The sequence below is a fragment of the Pseudomonas anguilliseptica genome (assembly GCF_021375795.1).
Taxonomy (GTDB): Bacteria; Pseudomonadota; Gammaproteobacteria; order Pseudomonadales; family Pseudomonadaceae; genus Aquipseudomonas; species Aquipseudomonas anguilliseptica_A.
Genome location: NZ_JAEIOI010000002.1, coordinates 190,598 through 212,373 on the forward strand (window position 1 = coordinate 190,598; position 21,776 = coordinate 212,373).

Annotated in this window: 23 protein-coding genes and 1 riboswitch; of the genes, 12 read left to right on the plus strand and 11 right to left on the minus strand. The window is 59.9% G+C overall.

The features are described from left to right. Positions 1-53: 53 nt before the first annotated feature. The 8 genes from IOD17_RS08720 to IOD17_RS08755 form a co-directional block, all read right to left on the minus strand. Positions 54-764, minus strand: coding sequence for a 4'-phosphopantetheinyl transferase family protein (locus IOD17_RS08720; RefSeq protein ID WP_233684709.1), 711 nt, complete (start codon positions 762-764; stop codon positions 54-56). A gap of 310 nt (positions 765-1,074) precedes the next feature. Continuing rightward, positions 1,075-1,671 (minus strand): cytochrome c3 family protein, encoded by a 597-nt coding sequence (locus IOD17_RS08725; protein WP_233684710.1) that lies wholly within the window; start codon positions 1,669-1,671, stop codon positions 1,075-1,077. A gap of 9 nt (positions 1,672-1,680) precedes the next feature. Then, on the minus strand, positions 1,681-2,166 hold the full coding sequence (locus IOD17_RS08730) for a nitrate reductase cytochrome c-type subunit (RefSeq protein WP_233684711.1): 486 nt from the start codon (positions 2,164-2,166) through the stop codon (positions 1,681-1,683). Between the two features lie 11 nt (positions 2,167-2,177). Beyond that, complete coding sequence (gene napA, locus IOD17_RS08735) at positions 2,178-4,682, minus strand: nitrate reductase catalytic subunit NapA (RefSeq protein WP_233684712.1); 2,505 nt, start codon at positions 4,680-4,682, stop codon at positions 2,178-2,180. Beyond that, positions 4,679-4,939, minus strand: coding sequence for a chaperone NapD (locus IOD17_RS08740; protein ID WP_233684713.1), 261 nt, complete (start codon positions 4,937-4,939; stop codon positions 4,679-4,681). Before IOD17_RS08740 ends, napA begins: the two co-directional genes overlap by 4 nt. Before the next feature lie 36 nt (positions 4,940-4,975). Beyond that, positions 4,976-5,143 carry a periplasmic nitrate reductase, NapE protein gene (locus IOD17_RS08745; protein ID WP_233684714.1) on the minus strand — a complete coding sequence of 56 codons (168 nt, stop codon included), beginning with the start codon at positions 5,141-5,143 and terminating at the stop codon, positions 4,976-4,978. Positions 5,144-5,291: 148 nt separating this feature from the next. Further along, a protein-coding gene (locus IOD17_RS08750; RefSeq protein WP_233684715.1) for an IS3 family transposase occupies positions 5,292-6,442 on the minus strand; the annotation gives its coding sequence in 2 pieces (ribosomal slippage) (positions 5,292-6,199 and positions 6,199-6,442; 1,152 coding nt in all). A gap of 331 nt (positions 6,443-6,773) precedes the next feature. Continuing rightward, a complete protein-coding gene (locus IOD17_RS08755; protein ID WP_233684716.1) occupies positions 6,774-7,772 on the minus strand; it encodes an AraC family transcriptional regulator in 999 nt (332 codons plus the stop codon). 353 nt (positions 7,773-8,125) lie between these two features. On the opposite strand from IOD17_RS08755, the gene IOD17_RS08760 reads away from it, so the two are divergent. From IOD17_RS08760 to trhA, 5 genes are all read left to right on the plus strand, one after another. Continuing rightward, entirely contained in the window at positions 8,126-9,448 is a 1,323-nt protein-coding gene (locus IOD17_RS08760; protein WP_233684717.1) for a dicarboxylate/amino acid:cation symporter, read from the plus strand. Between the two features lie 183 nt (positions 9,449-9,631). Then, positions 9,632-10,771 carry an acyl-CoA dehydrogenase family protein gene (locus IOD17_RS08765; RefSeq protein WP_233684718.1) on the plus strand — a complete coding sequence of 380 codons (1,140 nt, stop codon included), beginning with the start codon at positions 9,632-9,634 and terminating at the stop codon, positions 10,769-10,771. Between the two features lie 110 nt (positions 10,772-10,881). After that, positions 10,882-12,519, plus strand: a complete 1,638-nt coding sequence (locus IOD17_RS08770) for an AMP-binding protein (RefSeq protein ID WP_233684719.1) — start codon at positions 10,882-10,884, stop codon at positions 12,517-12,519. A 90-nt stretch (positions 12,520-12,609) separates the two neighbouring features. Then, positions 12,610-13,791, plus strand: a complete 1,182-nt coding sequence (locus tag IOD17_RS08775) for a CaiB/BaiF CoA transferase family protein (protein WP_233684720.1) — start codon at positions 12,610-12,612, stop codon at positions 13,789-13,791. A 131-nt stretch (positions 13,792-13,922) separates the two neighbouring features. Beyond that, positions 13,923-14,540 carry a PAQR family membrane homeostasis protein TrhA gene (gene trhA / locus IOD17_RS08780; RefSeq protein WP_233684721.1) on the plus strand — a complete coding sequence of 206 codons (618 nt, stop codon included), beginning with the start codon at positions 13,923-13,925 and terminating at the stop codon, positions 14,538-14,540. Between the two features lie 11 nt (positions 14,541-14,551). Here trhA and IOD17_RS08785 read toward each other — a convergent pair whose 3' ends face one another. The 3 genes from IOD17_RS08785 to IOD17_RS08795 all read right to left on the minus strand — a co-directional run bounded on the left by IOD17_RS08785 (position 14,552) and on the right by IOD17_RS08795 (position 16,521). Further along, complete coding sequence (locus IOD17_RS08785) at positions 14,552-15,076, minus strand: SprT family zinc-dependent metalloprotease (protein ID WP_325175665.1); 525 nt, start codon at positions 15,074-15,076, stop codon at positions 14,552-14,554. An 84-nt stretch (positions 15,077-15,160) separates the two neighbouring features. Beyond that, the gene (locus tag IOD17_RS08790) at positions 15,161-15,760 is read right to left on the minus strand and encodes a Yip1 family protein (protein ID WP_233684723.1); all 600 of its coding nucleotides are present in this window, start codon (positions 15,758-15,760) and stop codon (positions 15,161-15,163) included. Positions 15,761-15,918: 158 nt separating this feature from the next. After that, positions 15,919-16,521: a DNA-J related domain-containing protein gene (locus IOD17_RS08795; RefSeq protein ID WP_233684724.1), complete on the minus strand. Its 603-nt coding sequence runs from the start codon at positions 16,519-16,521 to the stop codon at positions 15,919-15,921. 97 nt (positions 16,522-16,618) lie between these two features. On the opposite strand from IOD17_RS08795, the gene ttcA reads away from it, so the two are divergent. The 7 genes from ttcA (at position 16,619) to IOD17_RS08830 (ending at position 21,409) form a co-directional block, all read left to right on the plus strand. Then, positions 16,619-17,443 carry a tRNA 2-thiocytidine(32) synthetase TtcA gene (ttcA, locus tag IOD17_RS08800; RefSeq protein WP_233684725.1) on the plus strand — a complete coding sequence of 275 codons (825 nt, stop codon included), beginning with the start codon at positions 16,619-16,621 and terminating at the stop codon, positions 17,441-17,443. Between the two features lie 30 nt (positions 17,444-17,473). After that, the gene (locus tag IOD17_RS08805) at positions 17,474-18,145 is read left to right on the plus strand and encodes a DNA-3-methyladenine glycosylase I (protein ID WP_233684726.1); all 672 of its coding nucleotides are present in this window, start codon (positions 17,474-17,476) and stop codon (positions 18,143-18,145) included. Positions 18,146-18,240: 95 nt separating this feature from the next. Continuing rightward, the gene (locus IOD17_RS08810; protein ID WP_418904263.1) at positions 18,241-19,005 is read left to right on the plus strand and encodes an NAD-dependent deacylase; all 765 of its coding nucleotides are present in this window, start codon (positions 18,241-18,243) and stop codon (positions 19,003-19,005) included. 76 nt (positions 19,006-19,081) lie between these two features. Further along, positions 19,082-19,702: a C40 family peptidase gene (locus tag IOD17_RS08815; protein ID WP_233684728.1), complete on the plus strand. Its 621-nt coding sequence runs from the start codon at positions 19,082-19,084 to the stop codon at positions 19,700-19,702. A 165-nt stretch (positions 19,703-19,867) separates the two neighbouring features. Then, a complete protein-coding gene (locus IOD17_RS08820; RefSeq protein ID WP_233684729.1) occupies positions 19,868-20,392 on the plus strand; it encodes a C40 family peptidase in 525 nt (174 codons plus the stop codon). 27 nt (positions 20,393-20,419) lie between these two features. Continuing rightward, positions 20,420-21,082: an O-methyltransferase gene (locus tag IOD17_RS08825; protein ID WP_233684730.1), complete on the plus strand. Its 663-nt coding sequence runs from the start codon at positions 20,420-20,422 to the stop codon at positions 21,080-21,082. Positions 21,083-21,088: 6 nt separating this feature from the next. Continuing rightward, positions 21,089-21,409 carry a hypothetical protein gene (locus tag IOD17_RS08830; protein WP_233684731.1) on the plus strand — a complete coding sequence of 107 codons (321 nt, stop codon included), beginning with the start codon at positions 21,089-21,091 and terminating at the stop codon, positions 21,407-21,409. Positions 21,410-21,498: 89 nt separating this feature from the next. Next, positions 21,499-21,727: riboswitch (cobalamin riboswitch) on the plus strand. Positions 21,728-21,776: the final 49 nt, after the last annotated feature.

Consider the following 21,776-nt stretch of genomic DNA (forward strand, 5'->3'; position numbering starts at 1 on the left):
TCGGCCGAGTTTAACGGATTTGCCCCAGGCTTTGGGCGGCGCCGCTCGACAGATCAGCGCGGGATGCTGATCAGGCTGAGCAGGTAGCCGTCGAACTCGGCGAACTGGCCTTCCAGCTCACTGCCGGCCGGCCAGTCGGTATGCAGGTCAATCAGCAGGCGCATACGCACTCTGTTGTCTGTGGTGACGCTGAGCAGCTCTGCATCCTGAAAGTAGAAGTACCGTAGCACCTGCGGGTAGAGCGCCTTGAACAGACTTTCCTTGAGTGAGAAGGTCAGGCTGATGTACTGGGCACGCTGTTCTATGGGTAGGCTGTCCAGGCGGATCAGTTCTGCCGGAGTGAGGATTTCCCCGACCAGGCGTTCGGCGCGGCTGGCCGGCATGATGCGTTCGATATCCAGACCCAGGCCGCGCCAATCCGAGCTGTTGCCCACCACTGCGCCTGCCCAGCCACTGCCATGGGTGATTGAGCCCAGCGTACCGGCTGGCCATTGTGGCGCACGGTTTTCGCCGCTGCCGGGAACGGTCGCCATGCCGGTCAGTTGGCCCAAGGCCGTGCGAGCACACAGGCGGCCGGCCAGGTATTCGGCCTGACGCTTGGCAACGCCTGTTACCGGGGTAATGGCGCAGCGCTGGAAATCCTCGCTGTGCAGCAGCGCGGGGTCGAAACGGGTGCTGCACAGCTGCAGCGACGGTAATTGATGGGGCAATGGCCAGTGGGTGCTGAGCGCTGTGCAGCAAGCTGGCAGGTAGTCTGTAGTCATGGGCGCATTCTGCCGCGTGCGTGACGTGTCGGCCAGTCGGCGGTGCTGTTTACAATTCTTTGCAAAGCGGCAACAAAGCTAAACGGAGTGATCGCGGTTTTTTTGCCACACTGGGTCATGCGTTTCTAAGGAGACGCAGGTGAGGTTGTAGCAGGTGCATGCGTGAGGCGTGTACCTGCATTTCTCTGAGATTGAGTGCGGGAGCCCATTTGGGCTCCCGTTTTTTTTTGCCTGCCAGCTATGGCTGGTTACTCTCAGAGCCGTCGCCGTACAACGTTTAAATTGCGTCGGGCACTTTTTGCTCGGACGTTTACCAGCCTGGCACTCCACTCATATCGGGCAGTTTGTGGGCGATGCCTTTATGGCAATCAATGCAGGTAGCTGCGCCGCTGGCCAGGGCCGTGGAGTGCATCTGCCGGGCACGCTGGCCTTGGCGGGTGAAGTCCATAAATTCGAAGTTGTGGCAGTTACGGCATTCCAGCGAGTCATTGGCTTTAAGCCGCGCCCACTCGTGTTCAGCCAGTTCGCGGCGATGGGCGAGGAACTTGTCGCGGGTGTTGATGGTGCCGAAGATCTTGCCCCATACCTCTTTTGAAGCCTGCATCTTGCGCGCAATCTTGTCGGTCCATTTATGCGGCACGTGGCAATCCGGGCAGGTGGCGCGTACCCCGGAGCGGTTGCTGTAGTGGATGGTGTCCTTCAGCTCGACATACACGTTGTCGCGCATTTCATGGCAGGAAATGCAGAACTGCTCGGTGTTGGTGGCCTCCAGCGCGGTGTTGAAGCCGCCCCAGAAAATGATCCCGGCGATAAAACCGCCAAGCGTGAGAAAGCCCAGGCTGTAATGCACGCTCGGGCGACGCAGGATGCCCCAGTAATCCTTGAGCAGGGCGAACAATGACTTCATGACGCCTCCTCAGGGTTTGGCCGGGGCATTGGCTTCGTCCTGCAACAGCTTGTCGATGGTCTCGAAACTGTTGCCCACCAGCGGCTGCACCTCGTTTTGCGAGACATGGCACTGGGTGCAGAAGTAGCGCCGTGGCGAGACTGCCGCCAGCGCCTGGCCGTCGCGGTCCATGTAATGGGTGATGCTGATCATCGGCGCCTGGGTGCGCGCGCTGCCTGCGCGGCTGTGGCAGGTCAGGCACTTGTTGCCGTTCTTGTCGATCTGGTAGCCACTGATGCTGTGGGGGATGGTCGGCGGTTGCTCGGGGTAGTTACGTTCGCGCTTGAGGTCCTTGTTTTCCTCGTTGGCGATGGGTGGGGCCGGCAGGCTCTGGCTGATGGTGCCACCAGCGCGGCGGCCATCCGGGGCTGGAGCGTCCAGCGGGTAGTTGACCTCGGCAGCCACGGCGATGCCGAAGGCGGCCAGCAGCAATAAAGGCAGTAGGCGATAGTTCATCAGGCTTCTCCTCAGGCCACGCTGATCAGTTCGATCTTCACCGCACACTTCTTGTAATCGGTCTGCTTGGAGATCGGATCGGTGGCGTCCAGGGTGACCTTGTTGATCAGCTTGCGCGCGTCGAAGAACGGCACGAACACCAGACCCTGTGGTGGTTTGTTGCGTCCGCGGGTTTCGATACGTGCACGCATTTCACCGCGCCGGCTGATGATCTTCACTTCGCTGCCACGCCGCGCATTGAGCGCCTTGGCGTCATCCGGGTGCATGTACACCAGGGCGTCGGGTACCGCCTTGTGCAGCTCTTCGACGCGCTGGGTCATGCTGCCGGTGTGCCAGTGCTCCAGCACCCGGCCGGTGCTGAGCCAGAACGGGTAGTCGGTATCCGGAGATTCAGCGGCGGGCTCGTAGGGCAGGGCGAAGATGATCGCCTTCTTGTCCGGGTAGCCGTAGAACTGCACACCACTACCCTTGGCCACATAGGGGTCGAGGCCCTCTCGGTAGCGCCAGCGGGTTTCTTGGCCATCCACCACTGGCCAGCGCATGCCACGTTCGCTGTGGTAACGGTCGAAGTCCGCCAGGTCATGGCCGTGGCCACGGCCGAACTGGGCGTACTCCTCGAACAAGCCTTTTTGCAGGTAGAAGCCGAAGGCCTTGGCTTCATCATTGAGGTAGCCGGCTTCGATCTGCTCGCTGGGGAACTGATCGACCTGGCCATTGGCGAACAGCACCTGATACAGGGTCTTGCCCTTGTGTTGCGGCGAGCTGGCCAGCAGCTCGGCGGGCCAGACCTCATCGGTGGTAAAGCGTTTGGAGAACTCCACCAACTGCCACAGATCCGACTTGGCATCGCCAGGTGCGCTGACCAGTTGATGCCAGAACTGCGTACGACGCTCGGCATTGCCATATGCGCCTTCCTTTTCCACCCACATGGCGCTGGGCAGAATCAGGTCGGCGGCCTGGGCCGAGACGGTGGGGTACACATCGGAAACAATCACGAAGTTGTCCGGGTTACGCCAACCTGGCAGTACCTCGCCCATGATGTTCGGCCCGGCCTGCATATTGTTGCTGGCCTGGGTCCAGTAGACGTTGAGCACGCCGTCCTTGAGCATGCGACTCTGCTGCACGGCGTGGAAACCGACCTTCTCCTGAATGGTGCCGGCCGGAATCTTCCAGATTTTTTCCGCCGTGGCGCGGTGCTTGGGGTTGGTCACCACCAGATCGGCCGGCAGGCGGTGAGCGAAGGTGCCCACTTCACGGGCGGTGCCGCAGGCCGAAGGCTGGCCGGTGAGCGAGAAGGGGCTGTTGCCCGGCTCGCTGATTTTGCCGGTGAGCAGGTGGATGTTGTAGATCAGGTTGTTGGCCCACACGCCGCGCGTATGCTGGTTGAAACCCATGGTCCAGAACGACATGACCTTGCGCTTGGGGTCGGCATACAGCTCGGCCAGCGCTTTGAGACGCTCGGCCGGCACGCCGGTTTCCTTGGCGGTGCGCTCCAGGGTGTAGGGTTTGACGAAAGCGGCGAACTGCTCGAAGGACATATCCGTCCAGGTATTGGCCTTGTCTGCGTTCTTCGCCTGCATCTCCAGCGGATTGTCCGGGCGCAGGCCGTAGCCGATATCGTCGGCCCCCTTGGCGAACTTGGTGTGCTGGCTGACGAAGTTCTGGTTTACCGCACCGCTTTCGATGATGTGGTTCGCGATGTAGTTGAGGATCAGCAGATCAGTCTGCGGCTTGAACACCATGGGAATGTCGGCCAGCTCGAAGCTGCGGTGCTCGAAAGTGGACAGCACTGCCACCTTGGTTTGCGGATAGCTCAGGCGACGGTCGGTGACCCGGCTCCACAGGATCGGGTGCATCTCGGCCATGTTCGAGCCCCACAGCACAAACACATCGGCGGCTTCGATGTCGTCATAGCAGCCCATCGGCTCGTCGGCACCAAAGGTGCGCATAAAACCCATCACCGCCGAGGCCATGCAGTGGCGCGCGTTGGGGTCAATGTTGTTGCTGCGCAGGCCGGCCTTCATCAGCTTATTGGCTGCGTAGCCTTCCCACACCGTCCACTGCCCGGAGCCGAACATGCCGACCGACTCGGGGCCTTTGTTCTTCAGCGCTTCCTTGAACTTCAACTCCATGATGTCGAAAGCCTGTTCCCAGCTGATCGGCTGGAACTCGCCCTGCTTGTCGTACACGCCGTTCTTCATGCGCAGCAGCGGCTGGGTCAGGCGGTCGACGCCGTACATGATCTTCGACAGAAAGTAGCCTTTGACGCAGTTCAACCCGCGGTTGACCTCGGCCTTGACGTCGCCGTGGGTGGCCACCACGCGGTTGTCCTTGGTCGCCACCATCACGCTGCAACCGGTGCCGCAGAAGCGGCAGGGGGCTTTGTTCCAGTTCAGCGCGGTAAGGTCTGCTTCGGTGATCAGGTTGCTCGCCGAAGTGGCGAGCGGCAGGCCGGCCGCTGCGGCAGCAATGGCGGCGGCGTTGGCCTTGGCGAATTGGCGGCGGGTTAAGCTCATTCGTCGACTCCTTCGGGGCTGAGCAATTCGTGATAAACCAGCGCGGCGTTGAGTACGCCCGGCAGGTGGCTGATCTGATCGATGCGCTCAAGAATCTGTTGTTCGTTTGCGGTTTCCAGTACCACCACCAGCTTGCCCAGCGGGCTTTGCTGATGCAGTTCAACACCGTCAAGCAGGCGCAGATTGGCTTTTACCGCCTCGAACAGTTCGGGACGGGCGTGTACCAGCAGGCTGGCGATATGCAGGGTTTCGGCCATGTTCCGTGGCTCCATGGGGTGAATCAGGCGGGGCTGTCAGCTAGGCGGCCCCGGTGGGCCAATCAGCATCTGCATAAACCAGATAAAGAAGCCGTAACCACCGACCAGGGCGATGGACAGCAGGGGGAAGAAGCACACCACCAGAAACAGGAACAAGCGGGTTTCCTTGCGTTTACTGGGGGCGTCGCGGTCAGTGGTAGGCATCTCGGCTGACTCCATTCATGCGTAGCAGTCAGGCTAGACCCTACAGGCAATAGGGACAAAAAAATTGCGCTGAATCATGACGAATGGCTTTTTCAGCACGCGACGGGTAATCGCCTGGTGATAACCGGTCTGAATCGCCCCGGATTTCTTAGACACTTTCCAAGCTTAGTAAATGTCGCTTCTCAAACTCTACCGGTGACAGCTGATTGTTGAAACCATGTCGGCGTTTTGGGTTGTAAAACATCTCGATGTAATCGAACACGTCGCCACGAGCATCCTGCCTGGTGCTGTAGATCTTTCGCTTGATCCGCTCCCGCTTCAGCAACTGGAAGAAGCTTTCCGCCACAGCATTGTCGTGACAATTGCCGCGCCTACTCATGCTGCCCAGCAAGTTGTTGGCTTTCAGAAAACTCTGCCAATCGCCACTGCTGAACTGACTGCCCTGGTCAGAGTGGATCATCACTTCTTGCTTTGGCTTACGCCGCCAAACCGCCATCAGCAATGCATCGATAGCCAAGTCACTGGTCATTTGCGGTTTCATCGACCAACCGATCACCTGTCGCGAAAACAGGTCGAGCACCACCGCCAAGTACAGCCATCCTTCGTAGGTGCGAATGTAGGTTATGTCCGTAACCCAGACCTTGTTGGGTTCAGTGACATTGAATCGGCGCTCCAAGTGGTTCGGTGAGGCCACTGGAGGCTTGCCACCGTAACGGCCTGGACGGCGTCGATAACCCGTCTGCGACCGCAGTCCTTCTTGACGCATCAGTCGAGCAACGCGGTGTCTGCCGCACTGTTCGCCCAGCTCGCGCAGATCGTCATGGATTTTTCGATACCCGTAGACACCGCCGCTTTCCAGCCATGAGTGTTTGATCAGGCCGAGCAAGCGCTGATCATCTTTGGCCCTTGCTGACTTGGGCTCAGCAAGCCAGGCGTAGTAACCACTCGCATGGACTTTAAGGGTCAGGCACAAACGGCGAACAGGGTATTCCGATGACAGCTTATTGATAAAGGCGTACTTCAGCCGCACTCCTTGGCAAAGTACGCGGCGGCCTTTTTTAGGATGTCTCGCTCTTCAGTAACGCGCTTGAGTTCCGCACGTAAACGACGTAATTCGGCTTGCTGATCGTCTTCCTGCTCACGCTGCTCTTGGGGTTTGTTGTAGCGCTTCACCCATGCATAAAGGCTGTGCACGGACATGCCTAAACGAGCCGCTACCTCGGCAACAGGTAGGCCGCGTTCGGTCACTTGCTTGACTGCTTCGATTTTGAATTCTTCGGGATAACGCTGGTTGCTCATGGCACCTCCTAATGGGCCTCAGTTTAAGGCTTGGAGGTGTCTACGAAACTAGGGGCGATTCAGTAGCAACCCTTTGATTTGCTTAGAAGCGTGAATGTTCAACGCGGCTAAGTGAGGTGAAAAAGCGACATGAATGGCAACGCGCACCAAACCAGCTCAAGTGTCGTAATGTCCAGACGCTACTGATCGGTTCCAAGGCTGTCTAGTAGATGTGTTGAAAATGTCTCGAAATCACGGCGAAGAGAGGTAGCCAGACCACGTGCGCTTTCACTGCAGCCCAGAATGCGTCATAAACGCCCGTGTGCTGCATGCAGTCGGCAACTTTGCTGCCTTACCCTTCCTGCGCCCGATAGGCCCCCGGGGTTAATCCGGTCCACTTTTTAAACGCCCGATGAAACGCAGACGGCTCGGAAAACCCAAGCTGCTCGGCAATATCCTGAATCGCCAACTCATCACGCCCCAGGTGGTAAATCGCCAGGTCGCGGCGTAGATGGTCTTTGAGTTCCTGAAAGCTTGAGCCTTCCTCGCGCAAATGGCGACGCAGGGTTTGTGGGCTCATGTGCAGTTGTTGGGCGACGGCATCCAGGTCCGGCCAGTTGCTGCAGTCGCGGCCAAGCAGGCGGCGGATTTGGCTGATCAGGCTGTCGCCGCCATCCGGGCGGGCCAGTAGGTCGGCGGGGGAGTGCTGGAGGAATTGTTTGAGGGTGCGTTCATCCTGCAACAGCGGCATGGCCAGGTAGCGCGCGTGGAACAGCAGGCTGGTACGCCCGGCGGTGAAGCGCCGCGTGCAGGGGAAGAGCAGTTCGTATTCGCTGGCATGCGCCGGTTGGCTGTAGGTAAAGGTGGCTTCTTCCAGGCGGATGCGTTGGCCGATCAGCCAGCTACCGAGGCGATGCCAGATCACCAGCAGGCTTTCCACCAGAAAGTGGTCGGGGTCCCACAGGGTTGAGTCGTCCACGCTTAGCCGCGCCCAGTCGCCTTCGCGCTGGATGCTGATGGCCGGGGCCTCGGGGAACAGGCTGTAGAACAGCGCGCCACGGCCCAGGGCTTTTTCCAGGGAATGGCAGTGGATGATCGCGTAACACATCATGGCGAAGGTGCCGCGCTTGCTGCGCATGCGGCCGAAACCCAGGTATTCGTCGTCGAGACTTTCCCACAGCAGTTGCACCAGGCGGGCGAATTGCTCGGGTGCGACCCGTGCGCGCGGTTCGTCGAGCAGCGCTGGTTGGATGCTCAGCTGGCGCAGCAGCGGCGTGCAGTCGTGGCCCTGGCGTTCGGCGCCGCGTAAGGCCGCGCGGACAAAGTGGCTGGCGATGGTGCGTTCGCGCATGGGGGCTCGCTCGTTGTTATAGGCGGGCGATGGTAGCCACACGCCGGTCTGTGCAACAAGCCAAGGCGCTGTTGGCTGGTCATTGGTTTGCTGGGGATAACCGCCACGTGGCTGGCCATGGGCGTGCGGGAATCCGCCAGATTAACTAATTGCTAATCGAGTTATTTTTTCAAGTTGCTGATTTATAAGGATTTAAAAAATAAACCCAGAGTGGCATGGGGCTTGCGATAGGCCGCGCGAGGTGCGCCAGGTGCACCGACAAAAAGTCCCCCATCGTTAAGGGGGGTAGTGCTTATCCGGGTGTTGCCGGTGTCGATGGACGTTGCCGGGCAATATCGCTGAGGACCTCTGCCATGACCGCCACGCCGCTCGCTGCGCCACGTCAACCGTTCTACAAGATGCTCTATGTACAGGTACTGGTGGCCATCACCATTGGTATTCTGCTTGGCCATTTCTACCCAGAAACCGGTGTGGCGCTCAAACCGCTGGGTGATGGCTTCGTCAAACTGATCAAGATGGTGATTGCGCCGATCATCTTCTGCACCGTAGTCAGCGGCATCGCCGGCATGCAGGACATGAAGGCCGTCGGTAAGACCGGTGGTTATGCGCTGCTGTATTTCGAGATCGTTTCCACCATTGCGCTGGTGATTGGCCTGATTGTGGTCAACCTGGCGCAGCCCGGCGTGGGCATGCACATCGACCCAAATACTCTGGATGCCAACAGCATCGCCGCTTATGCCTCGGCCGGTGCGCAGCAGAGCACCATCGGCTTTCTGCTTAATGTGATCCCGGTCACCGTGGTGGGGGCGTTCGCCAATGGCGACATCCTTCAGGTGCTGTTCTTTTCGGTGATCTTTGCCTTCGCGCTGCAGCGTATGGGTGACTATGGCCGCCCAGTGCTGGAGTTTATCGAGCGCATTGCCCAGGTGATGTTCGGCATCATCAACATGATCATGAAGCTCGCGCCCATCGGTGCCTTTGGTGCCATGGCCTTTACCATCGGCCAGTATGGTGTGGGCTCGCTGGTGCAACTGGGTCAGTTGATGATCTGCTTCTACATCACCTGCGTGTTCTTCATCCTCGTGGTGCTCGGCGGTATTGCCCGTAGCCATGGCTTCAGCATCCTCAAATTCATCAAGTACATCCGCGAAGAGCTGATGATTGTGCTCGGCACCTCGTCGTCCGAGTCGGTGTTGCCGCGCATGCTGACCAAGATGGAAAAACTGGGGGCGAAGAAGTCGGTAGTGGGGCTGGTGATCCCGACCGGTTACTCGTTCAACCTCGACGGCACATCGATCTATCTGACCATGGCGGCGGTGTTTATCGCTCAGGCTACTGATACGCCGATGGACCTGACCCATCAGATCACTCTGTTGCTGGTGTTGCTGGTGGCGTCCAAGGGGGCGGCGGGGGTTACCGGTAGCGGCTTTATCGTGCTCGCGGCCACGCTGTCGGCGGTGGGCCATCTGCCGGTTGCCGGCTTGGCGCTGATTCTGGGTATCGACCGCTTTATGTCCGAAGCCCGCGCGCTGACCAACCTGATCGGCAATGGTGTGGCGACTATCGTGGTCGCCAAGTGGTGCAAGGAGCTGGATGAAGACACCCTGCAACGTGAACTGGCCAGCGGTGGCAAGGAGCAACCTGTGCCCGCAGCGGCCAAGCCCGAACTGAGCTGACAGATTAATGATGCATTTGAGCCCGCCTTTTGGTGGGCTTTTTTATGCCTGGGCCATGGCCTCGGGCGTTACGCGGGGGATGACCGAATGGGTCAATCCAGGCTGAGCGCATGGGTCATTGAGGCGGGCTGGAGGGCGGCCTAACCTGCAGCACGACTTCAGTCCCCCAGGGAGCACACTCGCATGCAGCGCACGATTTTCGACACTGAACATACGATGTTTCGCGACGCCTTCGCCGCCTTTCTGAAGAAGGAAGTGGTGCCTTATCAGGATGAATGGGAAGCGGCGGGCGTAGTCAGCCGCGAGGTGTGGAAGAAGGCCGGTGACATGGGCTTTCTGCTGCCCTGGGCGGATGAGGAATACGGCGGTGCCGGGCTCAAGGACTTCCGCTATGAGCAGATCATGTGCGAGGAACTGGCCAAGATTAACGAGCCAGGCTTCATGATCCCGCTGCATTCGGCCTTGTGCGGCCCCTACATCGCCGAGTACGGCAATGCCGAGCAGAAAGCGCGCTTTATGCCAGGCATCATCAGTGGCGAGCTGATCCTGGCGGTGGCGATGACCGAGCCGAGCGCCGGTTCCGACCTGGCCGGTATGCGCACCAACGCGGTGGACAAGGGCGACCATTACCTGCTCAACGGCTCCAAGGTGTTTATCTCCAACGGTTTGCTGGCCGATGTGGTGATCGTGGCGGCCAAGACTGATCCGAACAACAAGCACGCCATGGGCCTGTTCCTGGTCGAGCGTGGCATGGAAGGTTTCGAGCGCGGCAAGAACCTGGAAAAACTCGGCATGAAGAGCCAGGACACCGCCGAGCTGTTCTTCAACAACGTCAAGGTGCCCAAGGCCAACCTGCTGGGCGACGCCAAGGGCGGCTTCTTCTACCTGATGAACATGCTGGCCCAGGAGCGCCTGACCAACGCCTGCGGCGCGGTGGCCGGTGCTGAAGCAGCGTTGCAGACCACCATTGATTACGTGAAGGAGCGCAAAGCCTTCGACCGGCCGATTTCGCACTTCCAGAACACCCGCTTCAAACTGGCGGAAATGCGCACGCAGATCGACGTGGCGCAGGTGTTTGTCGACCGCTGTGTGATGGACCACAACCAGAAAAAGCTCACCCCGGAAGTGGCTGCCGAAGCCAAGCTGTTTACCACTGAGCTGCTGTGCAAGGTGGTCGATGAAGGCGTGCAGTTGCACGGTGGCTGGGGCTACATGTGGGAATACCCGATCTGCAAGATGTACGCGAACGCACGTATTCAGCGGATCTTCGCCGGCACCTCGGAAATCATGAAGGAGATCATCAGCCGCGGCATGAAGCTGTAAGACGCTTGCCCTGCCAGGCGATCTTGACCCTGCATGGTGGTTGTCTGTTACAACGGGCAACCCAAGCCTCAGGGTTGATGCTTGGAAAACAATAAGAACGAGGGAATGCGATGAACGAGCAACTGCCTCTGGAGCGTCTGGCGCTCTGGGTTGAGAAACGTCCGAATGCGGTCTGGCTCAGCCAGCCAGTAGACGGCCACTGGCATGACTTTACCTGGGCGCAGGTCGACGAGCAGGCGCGGCGTATGGCCAGTGCCTTGCTCGCACTGGGTTGCGTGCCGGGTGATCGGGTGGCACTGCTGGCGAAGAATTGCGCCGAATGGTTGATTGCCGATCTGGCGATCATGCAGGCCGGGTTGATCAGTGTGCCGCTGTATCCGTTGCAGTCGGCCGAGAGCATCGACTATGTGCTGCGTCACTCGCAGTGCAAGGTGATCTTTCTCGGCAAGCTGGATGAACCGGCCAAACTGGAGGCGGGCATTCCAGCTGATGTGGTGCGCATCGCCATGCCATACCCGACGCTTGCGGCCGAACATGGCTGGCATGCGCTGTTGGCCGCGCATGCGCCGCTTGCCAAGGGCCATCAGCAGGCAGTCGACGCGCTGCTCAGCATTCTCTACACCTCCGGCACCACCGGGCAGCCCAAGGGCGTGATGCTTTCGGCCAGGGCCTTTGCCTATGCCGGCAGCCAGTCGGTGAAGGAATTACAGATCACCGAGCAGGATCAGTATTTCTCCTACCTGCCGCTGTCGCACGCCGCCGAACGTTTCCTGGTGGAAATGAACGCGCTCTACAGCGGCGGGCGGGTGGCCTTTGCCGAGTCACTGGAAACCTTTGCCAGTGACCTGCGCCATGTTCGGCCCACCGTGTTCTTCTCCGTGCCGCGTCTGTGGACGCGCTTTCAGCAGGGCGTGCTGGAAAAACTGCCGCAGGCCAAGTTGGCGCGGCTGTTGGCTATTCCGCTGCTTGGCGGGCTGGTGGCACGCAAGATTCGCAAGGGCCTGGGGCTGGACCGTGCACGTATTCTGGTCAGTGGCGCAGCGGCGATACCAACGGCGTTGCTCGGCTGGTATCAGAGTATCGGCATGACCATCTGCGAGGGCTACGGCATGACCGAGCACTTTGCCTATGGTTGCTTCAACCGTCCCGGGCAGGTGCGCTTCGGTACGGTGGGCCGGCCGATGCCGGGCAATCAGCTGCGCATCGCCGAGAATGGCGAGATCCTCCTGCAGTGCCCGAGCCTGATGCTGGGCTACTACCTGGACCCGGAGAAAACCACGGAAACCATCACCGATGGCTGGTTGCACACCGGCGACAAGGGCGAGGTGGATGCGGCCGGTTACCTGAAGATCACCGGGCGGGTAAAAGACATCTTCAAGACCAGCAAGGGCAAGTACATCGCCCCGGCACCCATCGAAGGTGAAATAGCCAAAAACCTCTGGGTTGAGCAGGTCTGCCTGATGGGCAGTAACCTCGATCAGCCGCTGGCCTTGATCGAGCTCTCACCGGCCGCGCGTGAGCAGCCGCGTGAGCAGGTCACGGCTGATTTGCAGCAGACCCTGCAACAGCTCAACGCGCAGTTGCAGGCGCATGAGCGGGTCAGTCACTTCGTGCTGGTGCGCGAAGCCTGGACCGTGGACAACGGCTGCATGACCCCGACCATGAAGATTCGCCGCAACATACTGGAAGCGCGCTTTGCCGATCAGCTGGCGGCGCTGGATGCCAGGCAGCCGCTGCATTGGCAGTGAGCGCTGGGTAGCCCGGATGCACTTCCGGGAATCTGTTGATATCCCCGGAGTACATCCGGGCTACGGGATTGAGTTCCCTGAGGAGCTGTTATGCAAGGCCCGCTGTCGTCATTGAAAGTGCTGGATTTTTCCACCCTGTTACCAGGGCCGTTTGCCTCTTTATTGCTGGCTGACATGGGCGCTGAAGTACTGCGCGTGGAATCGCCCAGCCGCATGGATCTGGTGCGCGTGCTGCCACCGCATGACGGCGGCGTATCGGCCAGCCATGCCTACCTCAATCGCAACAAGCGCTGCATCGCCCTCGACCTGAAAAAGCCGGAAGCGGTGGAGATGGTCAAGCAATTGGTGGCCGAGTACGACATCGTGCTGGAGCAGTTTCGCCCCGGCGTGATGGACAAACTCGGTGTGGGCTATGAGGCGCTGAAGGCGATCAACCCGAAGCTGATTTACGTGTCGATCACCGGTTACGGTCAGAGCGGCCCGTACAAGGACCGCGCCGGTCACGACATCAATTACCTGGCCCTGGCCGGTATCGCCAGCTACACCGGCCGCCGTGAAACCGGGCCGCTGCCTTTGGGCATCCAGGCGGCGGATATTGCCGGCGGTTCGCTGCATGGGGTGATCGGCCTGCTCGCGGCGGTTATCCAGCGTCAGGCGACAGGGCAGGGCCAACAGGTGGACATCAGCATGACCGACTGCGCCTTTAGCCTGCATGGCATGGCCGGGGCAGGCTATCTGGCGGCTGGGGTGGAGCCTGCGATGGAAAACCAGGCGCTGAACGGCGGCAGCTTCTACGACTACTACCGCACCCGCGATGGTCGCTGGTTCTCGGTCGGCAGCCTGGAGCCACAATTTATGCAGCAGTTCTGCGCTGCCATCGGCCGCCCGGAGCTGGCCGCGCGCGGCCTGTCACAGAAGCCCGAGGATCAGCAGGCGCTTAAACGCGAGATCGAAATCGAGTTCGAGAAACGCGACTTTGCCGAGTGGAGCCAGGTGTTCGCCGGGCTGGACGCCTGCGTGGAACCGATGCTCAATCTCAGCGAGGCGGTCGAACATCCGCAGATCAAGGCCCGCGGCCTGGTCACCGAAGTGCCGCGTGCGGGCAATGGGCCACAGGAGCAAATCGCCTGTCCGATCAAGTTTTCCAGCGGCCTGCCTGCGCCACGGCATATCGGTGCCACGCTGGGTGCGCATACCAGCGAAGTGTTGGCGGAGTTGGGTTACAGCGCTGAGCAGATTGACCAACTCAGGGCGGCCAAGGTGGTGGCTTGAGTGTACGGGCAAGTATCACGTTGATTGGTGGGTAGTTTGCTCGCGCGGAGCAAAAGGTTGCTCGTCAAACGCTGAAATTTCCGGCATAAGCCTGGGGCATTTTGCCTACGGGCGTCGTGGGGTCGGAAAATATGTATCACGGGGAACGCTTCAACGCCTGGACTCACCTGGTCGGGGCGCTACTGGCTTGCGCTGGCGCGATATGGTTGCTGGTGCTGGCCAGTCTGGATGGCGAGCTGGGCAAGGTCATCAGTGTGGCCATCTACGGCCTGACGTTGGTGCTGCTCTATAGCATCTCCACGCTTTACCACAGTGTGCAGGGGCGGGCGAAAGTGCTGATGCGCAAGCTCGATCACCTGTCGATCTACCTGCTGATTGCCGGCAGCTATACGCCGTTCTGCCTGGTGACCCTCGAAGGTGCCTGGGGTTGGACGTTGTTCGGCATCGTCTGGACGCTGGCAATTATCGGCATGCTGCAAGAGATCAAGCCGCGCTCCGAGGCGCGTGTGCTGTCGATCGTGATCTACGCGGTGATGGGCTGGATTGTGCTGATCGCGGTCAAACCATTGATCGCCGCACTGGGGATGGACGGGTTTATCTGGCTGGCCGGCGGTGGCGTGTTGTACACCGTGGGGATCATTTTCTTTGCCTATGACAGCCGTTTTCGCCACTGGCATGGCATCTGGCACTTGTTCGTCATGGGCGGCAGCCTGATGCACTTTGTCGCGGTATTGCGTTACGTGCTGTAGTTCCCGGCGGATTATTCGAGGCGCTGTTCGCCGGTGTAACGCAGCGTCACCTTGCAACGGCGGCAGTAGTAGCGCCGGCCTTTGCTGACCAGGGCATGGCGCTGGGCGGAAAAGGGGAACTCGCCCTCGGCACAACTGCAGCGATAGATATAGCGGCTGACCGTACGCCGCTGCACCGCATAGCTGTGGCAGCGGTTGGGCGGTAGTTCATACACGCCGCGCATGATCAGCTGCCATTCCTCGCCGTGGGGCTGGATCTTCGGGCCGAACAGCTGGTGAGCGATCAAGTGCGCCACCTCATGAGGCACCGTCTGCTTGAGGAAGTCATCGCGGTTTTCCCGATACAGCTGCGGGTTGAAGCGCAGCTTGTTTTCCGTCAGGTGCGCCACACCGGCCTTTTGTCCACGCAGCTTGAAACTTACCTCGGCGCGGGTGAAGGATTGTTTGAAAAAGGTTTCAGCCTGCTGATAGCAGTGTTCGACGCGCTGGAGCAGTTGTTCAGGCATGGCGGCTTGGGTGCGGAGAAAGGCGCTGATTATGCCCAAGCAGTGCAACGATCACAGCCCTGAAACGACGAAACCACCCGCAGGTGGTTTCGTCTTGTTTCATCATGCGTTGAATCAGCTGGTGTACACCGGGCCAACGCCAAAGCCCCAGAGAATCACTGAGGCGGCAATCATCGCCACCAGCACCACCAGACCTACAGCCAACACCGAGCTGGAGAACATAAAGCCTTCATCCTCGGGGATGCCCATAAAGGTCGGTATGCCGACATACAGCAGGTAAACCGTGTAACAGATGGCTGCCGTGCCCACCACCATAGCCAGCCAGAGGTGCGGATAGAGCGCCGCCAGCCCGCCGATAAACAGCGGTGTAGCGGTGTAGGCAGCAAATACCACGCATTGTGTGAGGTTTGGGCTGGCGTCGTAGGTGCGCGCCATCCAGTGGATAAAGGCCCCCATCACAGCGACACCGGCCAGCATCGCCAGGTAGGTCATGACGGTCATTTGCAGCGCACTGGCCTCGGTGAGCATCACCGGTGCTCGATCACCAATGGCCCAGCCCACCTGAGTGGTACCGATGTAGGCAGAGACTGCGGGTATGGCAGCGAGAATCAGAATGTGGGTGAGGTACATGTGGCTGATGGTTTCTTCTTCGCCACGGATTTCCTGCCATTCCTGATCGGGATGGGTGAACAGCCCCAAAACATGATGGATCATGTCAGACCTCCTGTTGTTATAGCGGCCGTCCCCCAGTAGAGCGCCTGAATCGCGTGCACAGCGGTGTCAGGTGCGATACCAAACCTATGCGACCGTATGTCGCAGTATAGGCGGGCAAAAGGATTGGCAAAGGGGCTGGGTTAGAGCAAATCGTGCTCTCAAACGTGGCCGTAATAGCGTTCCAGGATTTCCATGGCCTTGTTGATTGACTGCAAGCGTGCCGTACTGCCGCCGCGATCGGGGTGATGCTGACTCACCAACTGCCGGTAGCGATGCTTGATAGCGGCGAAGTTGAGCGCTTGTGTGCTGTCTTCCAGCTCGAACAGCTCCAGCGCCGCCTGTTTTTCATCGCTGCCGTGCATGCGCGTCCAGAAACTCAGCAGCAGTTTGGCCACATCCTCTTCCTCGGTGTGACTGAGTTGGCTCAGATCGAGGTAATAGTCGCGCAGTGGGTCGTGCTCGCTCAGTTCGCGGCTACCAGGCTGATAGGGCAACAGCTGGATATTCAGCGCACTGATCTGTAAGTAGCTGCTCTGGCTGGCCCAGAGTCGGTCGCGTAAGCGGTAGAGGGCGTTGAACAAAATAAAGTGGGTGCGAAACAGCGCCAGCCTGTCTGTCAGGGGCTGGTTGGGGATATGCACGCACTGGCGGGCTTTCAGCAGCTGGATCAACTGGTACTCGCCCAGGCCGTCAGGGGCCGTGCGCAGCAGTTCATGCAGTTGTTCGGGCAGGTCGAGGCCTGGGTCGAAATCGTCGTTCATCGGCCGAGCCTAGCATTTGCGAAACTGTGGGGTAGGGTGCGTCACGCTTTCTGGGTAAAATGCCGCACTTTCGTAACCCTCCGGATTCCAGCGCACCATGGGCACCCTCTCGGTCAACCAGAACAAACTGCAAAAACGCCTGCGTCGTCAGGCTGGCGAAGCCATTGCCGATTTCAACATGATCGAAGATGGCGACAAGGTCATGGTCTGCCTGTCCGGCGGCAAGGACAGCTACACCATGCTCGATGTGCTGCTGCACTTGCAGAAGGTCGCGCCGATCAAGTTCGAGATTGTTGCGGTGAACATGGACCAGAAGCAGCCGGGTTTTCCTGAGCACGTGCTGCCGGCTTATCTGGAATCCATTGGTGTGCCGTACCATATCGTCGAGAAGGATACCTACTCGGTGGTCAAGGAGAAGATTCCGGAAGGCAAGACTACCTGTTCACTCTGCTCACGCCTGCGTCGCGGTACTCTGTACACCTTTGCCGATGAAATCGGCGCGACCAAGATGGCCCTCGGGCATCACCGCGACGACATCCTGGAAACCTTCTTCCTCAATATGTTCTACGGCGGCACGCTCAAGGCCATGCCGCCCAAGCTGCGCGCCGATGACGGCCGCAACGTGGTGATTCGCCCGCTGGCCTACTGCAGCGAAAGCGATATTGAGGCCTACAGCCAGCTCAAGGAATTCCCGATCATTCCGTGCAACCTGTGTGGCTCTCAGGAAAACCTGCAACGCCAGGTGGTCAAGGAAATGCTCCAGGAGTGGGAGCGCAAGTCGCCGGGGCGCACCGAGATCATGTTCCGCGCCCTGCAGAACGTGGTGCCATCGCAGCTGGCCGACCGCAATCTGTTCGACTTCAAGAGCCTGAAAATCGACGACAGTGCCACGCCGCGCTTCCTTGACGTGATGAACCTCTGATCCCGCAGTTTACGGTTCAAGGATTGCCTGATGCGCGATTACAAATGGCTTAACGAATACTGCCTGAACCGCTTTGGTTCGGCTGCCGCGTTGGAGGCGATGCTGCCGCAGCCGCGTAGCGCCGAGGAGCTGCGGGCTATCCCTGATGATCGCTACCTGTCGATCCTCAGTCTGCGGATCTTCCGTGCGGGCCTCAAGCACAGCCTGGTGGACGCCAAATGGCCAGCCTTCGAGCAGATGTTCTTCGGGTTTGATCCGGAGAAAGTCGTGCTGATGGGCGCGGAACGCCTGGAAAACCTGATGCAGGATGCGCGCATCATCCGCCACCTGGGCAAGCTCAAGAGTGTGCCGCGCAACGCCCAGTTCATCCTCGATGTGCAAAAGGAAAAGGGCAGCTTCGGCGCGCTGATCGCCGACTGGCCGGTGAGCGATATCGTCGGTTTGTGGAAATACCTGGCCAAGCACGGTTGTCAGCTGGGCGGGCTGTCCGCGCCGCGTTTCCTGCGCATGGTCGGCAAGGACACCTTGATCCCCACCGATGACATGGTCGCAGCATTGAAAGCGCAGAAGATTATCGACAAGGCGCCGACCAGCCTGAAAGAGCTGGCGGCGGTGCAGGCTGCATTCAACCAATGGCAAGCGCAGAGTGGGCGGCCGTTGTGTCAGTTGTCGGTGATGCTGGCCCATACAGTCAATCACTGAGCAGATCGCTGGATGTAGGGTGGATGACGTTTTTCCATCCAGCATGACGCAGTTGCGGTGGACCAGAAGAGCGTCGTCCACCCTACAGATGAGGGATCGAGATGGACGAGGTCATTACCCGTGTTGCCCAGGCCATCGTCGCGGCTGAACGCATCCTGTTGATTACTGGTGCCGGTTTGTCTGCTGATTCCGGCTTGCCCACCTATCGCGGCCTCGGCGGCCTGTATAACGGCCACACCGCCGAAGGCTTGCCGATTGAAGCAGCGCTGTCCAGCTCGATGCTGCAGCGTGATCCGGCACTGTGCTGGAAATACCTGGCGGAGTTGGGCAAGGCCTGCCTGGGTGCTCAGGCCAATGCCGGGCACTATGCGATTGCCGAACTGCAGCGCAAAAAGCCGCAGTGCTGGCTACTGACCCAGAATATCGACGGTTACCACCGCGCAGCGGGCAGCCCGATGGAGCGGGTGATCGAAATTCATGGCGAGCTGGCCCCTTTGTATTGCCAGTCCTGCGGTGCCGTCGACAGTGAGCTGGCCGCGCATTTGGATCGACCGCTGCCACCCAAATGCCGGCAATGCGCCGGGGTGCTGCGCCCGCCCGTGGTGCTGTTCGAGGAAATGTTGCCTGAGCAGGCCATCGGCACGCTGTATGACGAGGTGCGCAAAGGCTTTGAGGTGGTGATCAGTATCGGCACCAGCGCGAGTTTCCCGTATATCGTCGAACCGCTGTTGCGAACCCGCCAGACGGGCGGCTTTACCGTCGAGATCAACCCGCAGCGCACTGACTTGAGCGGCCGGGTGGATGTGCACCTGCAAGGGCGGGCGTTAGATGTTTTGCCGAAACTGCTGAGTCACATTTAGAGCCATAGAATTTGCAAATGTATGCCATAGAGGGCATAGTCGCGCTCTTATAAAATTCATCGACACGGTCGTGCCCATGCTCAAACGCCTCGCACCCCTCGTGCCTATTGCACTCTCCATGGTTCTGGCCGCTTGCGCCAACCATTCGCCGCAGCCACAACCGGAGCTGGCCACCCAGCCCGCAGTGTTCTCCTCGACCGCGTTGGCCGAGTTTGATGAACAGGCCAAGGAAGCTGCCCTCGGCGACTTTACCGAAGAAAAATCCTACAAACTGCCGCAGCTGGCCGACAGCATCCTGTCTCACGGCCTGTCTCTGGTGGGCACGCGCTACCGCTTTGGCGGTGGTTCGGTGAGCTCCGGTTTCGATTGCAGCGGCTTTATCGGTTACCTGTTCAAGGAAGAGGCCGGCATGCAGTTGCCGCGTTCTTCCCGTGACATGATCAATATCGACGCTCCACTGGTCTCGCGTGATGAACTGGAGCCGGGCGATCTGCTGTTCTTCAGCACCAATGGACGTAATCGCGTCAGCCACGCCGGCATCTACATGGGTGATAACCAGTTCATCCACTCCAGCAGCAGCCGCAGCGGCGGTGTGCGGGTCGACAGCCTGGAAGATCGTTACTGGAAACGTACCTTCATCGAAGCCAAGCGTGCCCTGGCGCTGGCTCCCAGTGACAGCGTAGTGCGCCATCCCTGAGCCTGCTTGCCGCGGCTGCCCGTTGTGCAGCCGCTTTCCAGCTTTTCGTATCTGATACATATCGATAGTTTTCAATGACTTGCCAGGCAAAGCTAATCTAAAGCTTGCTCTGCGGTGCGCAAGTCGGCAGAGTAGGGCGCATCTCGGCTCAGGATCGCCTTATCCATGACCGCTCTCGCCCGTTTCAGTCTGCTGGTCGTTGTCGCGCTGCTCAGCGCTTGCTCCAGTCGCGCACCAGCGCCAATCCCGCCACCCGTCGTGCAAACGCCCCACAGCAGCTTTAACGGCAATGCTGATGATGTGCTGTTTCGTGCCCTCGGTTTGGTCGGCACGCCTTATCGCTACGGGGGTAATACCCCGGACGGCGGTTTTGACTGCAGTGGCTTGATTGGCTATGTCTACCGCGATGCAGCGGGCATCAGCCTGCCGCGTTCGACCCGCGAGCTGATCAGTATGCGCGCCCCGGCAGTCGGTCGTGACCGCCTGCAAAGTGGCGATCTGGTGTTCTTCGCCACCAATGGCGGCAGTCAGGTCAGCCATGCTGGCATCTATGTCGGTGAGGGGCGCTTCGTGCATGCGCCGTCCAGCGGCGGTACCGTGCGCCTGGACAGCCTGAGCAACAGCTACTGGCAGCGCACCTACCTGAATGCCAAGCGCGTGTTTCCCCCAGAGTTGGCGCGTAACCCCTGACAGCTGTGGTTTGCAGCGGGAGTAGGCATGACCAACCGAACGCTCAATCTCGATACCGCCTTGTATCAATACCTGCTGGATGTTTCCCTGCGTGAAACGCCGCTGCTCAAGCGCCTGCGTGAGGAAACCGCACAGCTGAGCATGGCGCGTTGGCAGATTGCCCCTGAGCAGGGCCAGTTTATGGCCTTGCTGGTGCAACTGACCGGCGCGCGGCGGATTGTCGAAGTCGGCACCTTTACCGGCTACAGCGCCATCTGTATGGCCCAGGCCATGCCTGAAGATGGTCGGCTGATCTGCTGTGATATCCCCGGTGACTACAACGCCACGGCCAGGCGTTACTGGTCTGAAGCGGGGCTTGCTGAGCGTATCGAACTGCGTCTGGCCCCGGCGCTACAAACCCTGGCGGAACTGGAAGCTGAAGGTCTGGCTGGCAGTGTCGATCTGCTGTTTATCGACGCTGACAAGGCCAATTACCCGGCCTACCTGGAACATGCCCTGCGCCTGGTGCGCCAGGGTGGACTGATTCTGTTCGACAACACCCTGTGGAGTGGCCGTGTGCTTGAGGAAAGCCCCGAAAGCGCCGATACCCGAGCCATTCAAACGCTCAACCTGGCGCTGCGCGATGACCCGCGCATCGACCTGTCTCTGCTGCCGCTGGGCGACGGCCTGAGTCTGTGTCGCAAACGCTGAGTCTGTATGCCCGACCCCATTCGTCTGCCCGAACAACCTGATGCCTGCGAACTCTGCGCTCGTGCGACCGCTTTGACGCGCCATCACCTGATCCCCAAGGCGCTGCACAACAAGGTCTATGTGCAGAAGCGCTTCGCCAAGAGTGAGCGCATCAGCGCCACGCTGTGGGTCTGCCGCGCCTGTCACAACCAGATCCACCGCCTGTTCAGCGAAAAGGAACTGGCGCTGACCTACAACAGTCGCGACAGCCTGCTCAGTGATGAACGCCTGCGTACCTTTGTCGAGTGGCTGGCCAGCAAGCCCGCCGGGTTTATGCCCCGGCATTGATCGAGCCCGGCGCGGGTCAGGCAGCCTGCCTGCGACCTTAATGGTCTCTGGGCGGCGTTATGCGTTGACGCTCCCGGTGCAACTCTCTACCCTGCGCGCCTGCAACAGGTGCCCCCGACGCAGCGCGTCAGAGGGGTGAAACAGGGAAGCCGGTGCGTTACGTGTTGATCACGCAACAATTCCGGCGCTGCCCCCGCAACGGTAAACGAGTCAAGGATCGCCAATAGCCACTGTGCCCACCGGCATGGGAAGGCGCGATCCGGAAGCCATCGGCTTCACTCGTCAGCCCGGAGACCGGCCTGCTGCATCCACGGCATTGCGGAGGGCGTTGTCGGGTGGCTGCGGCGTTCTGCCGTGTCTGCCCGTG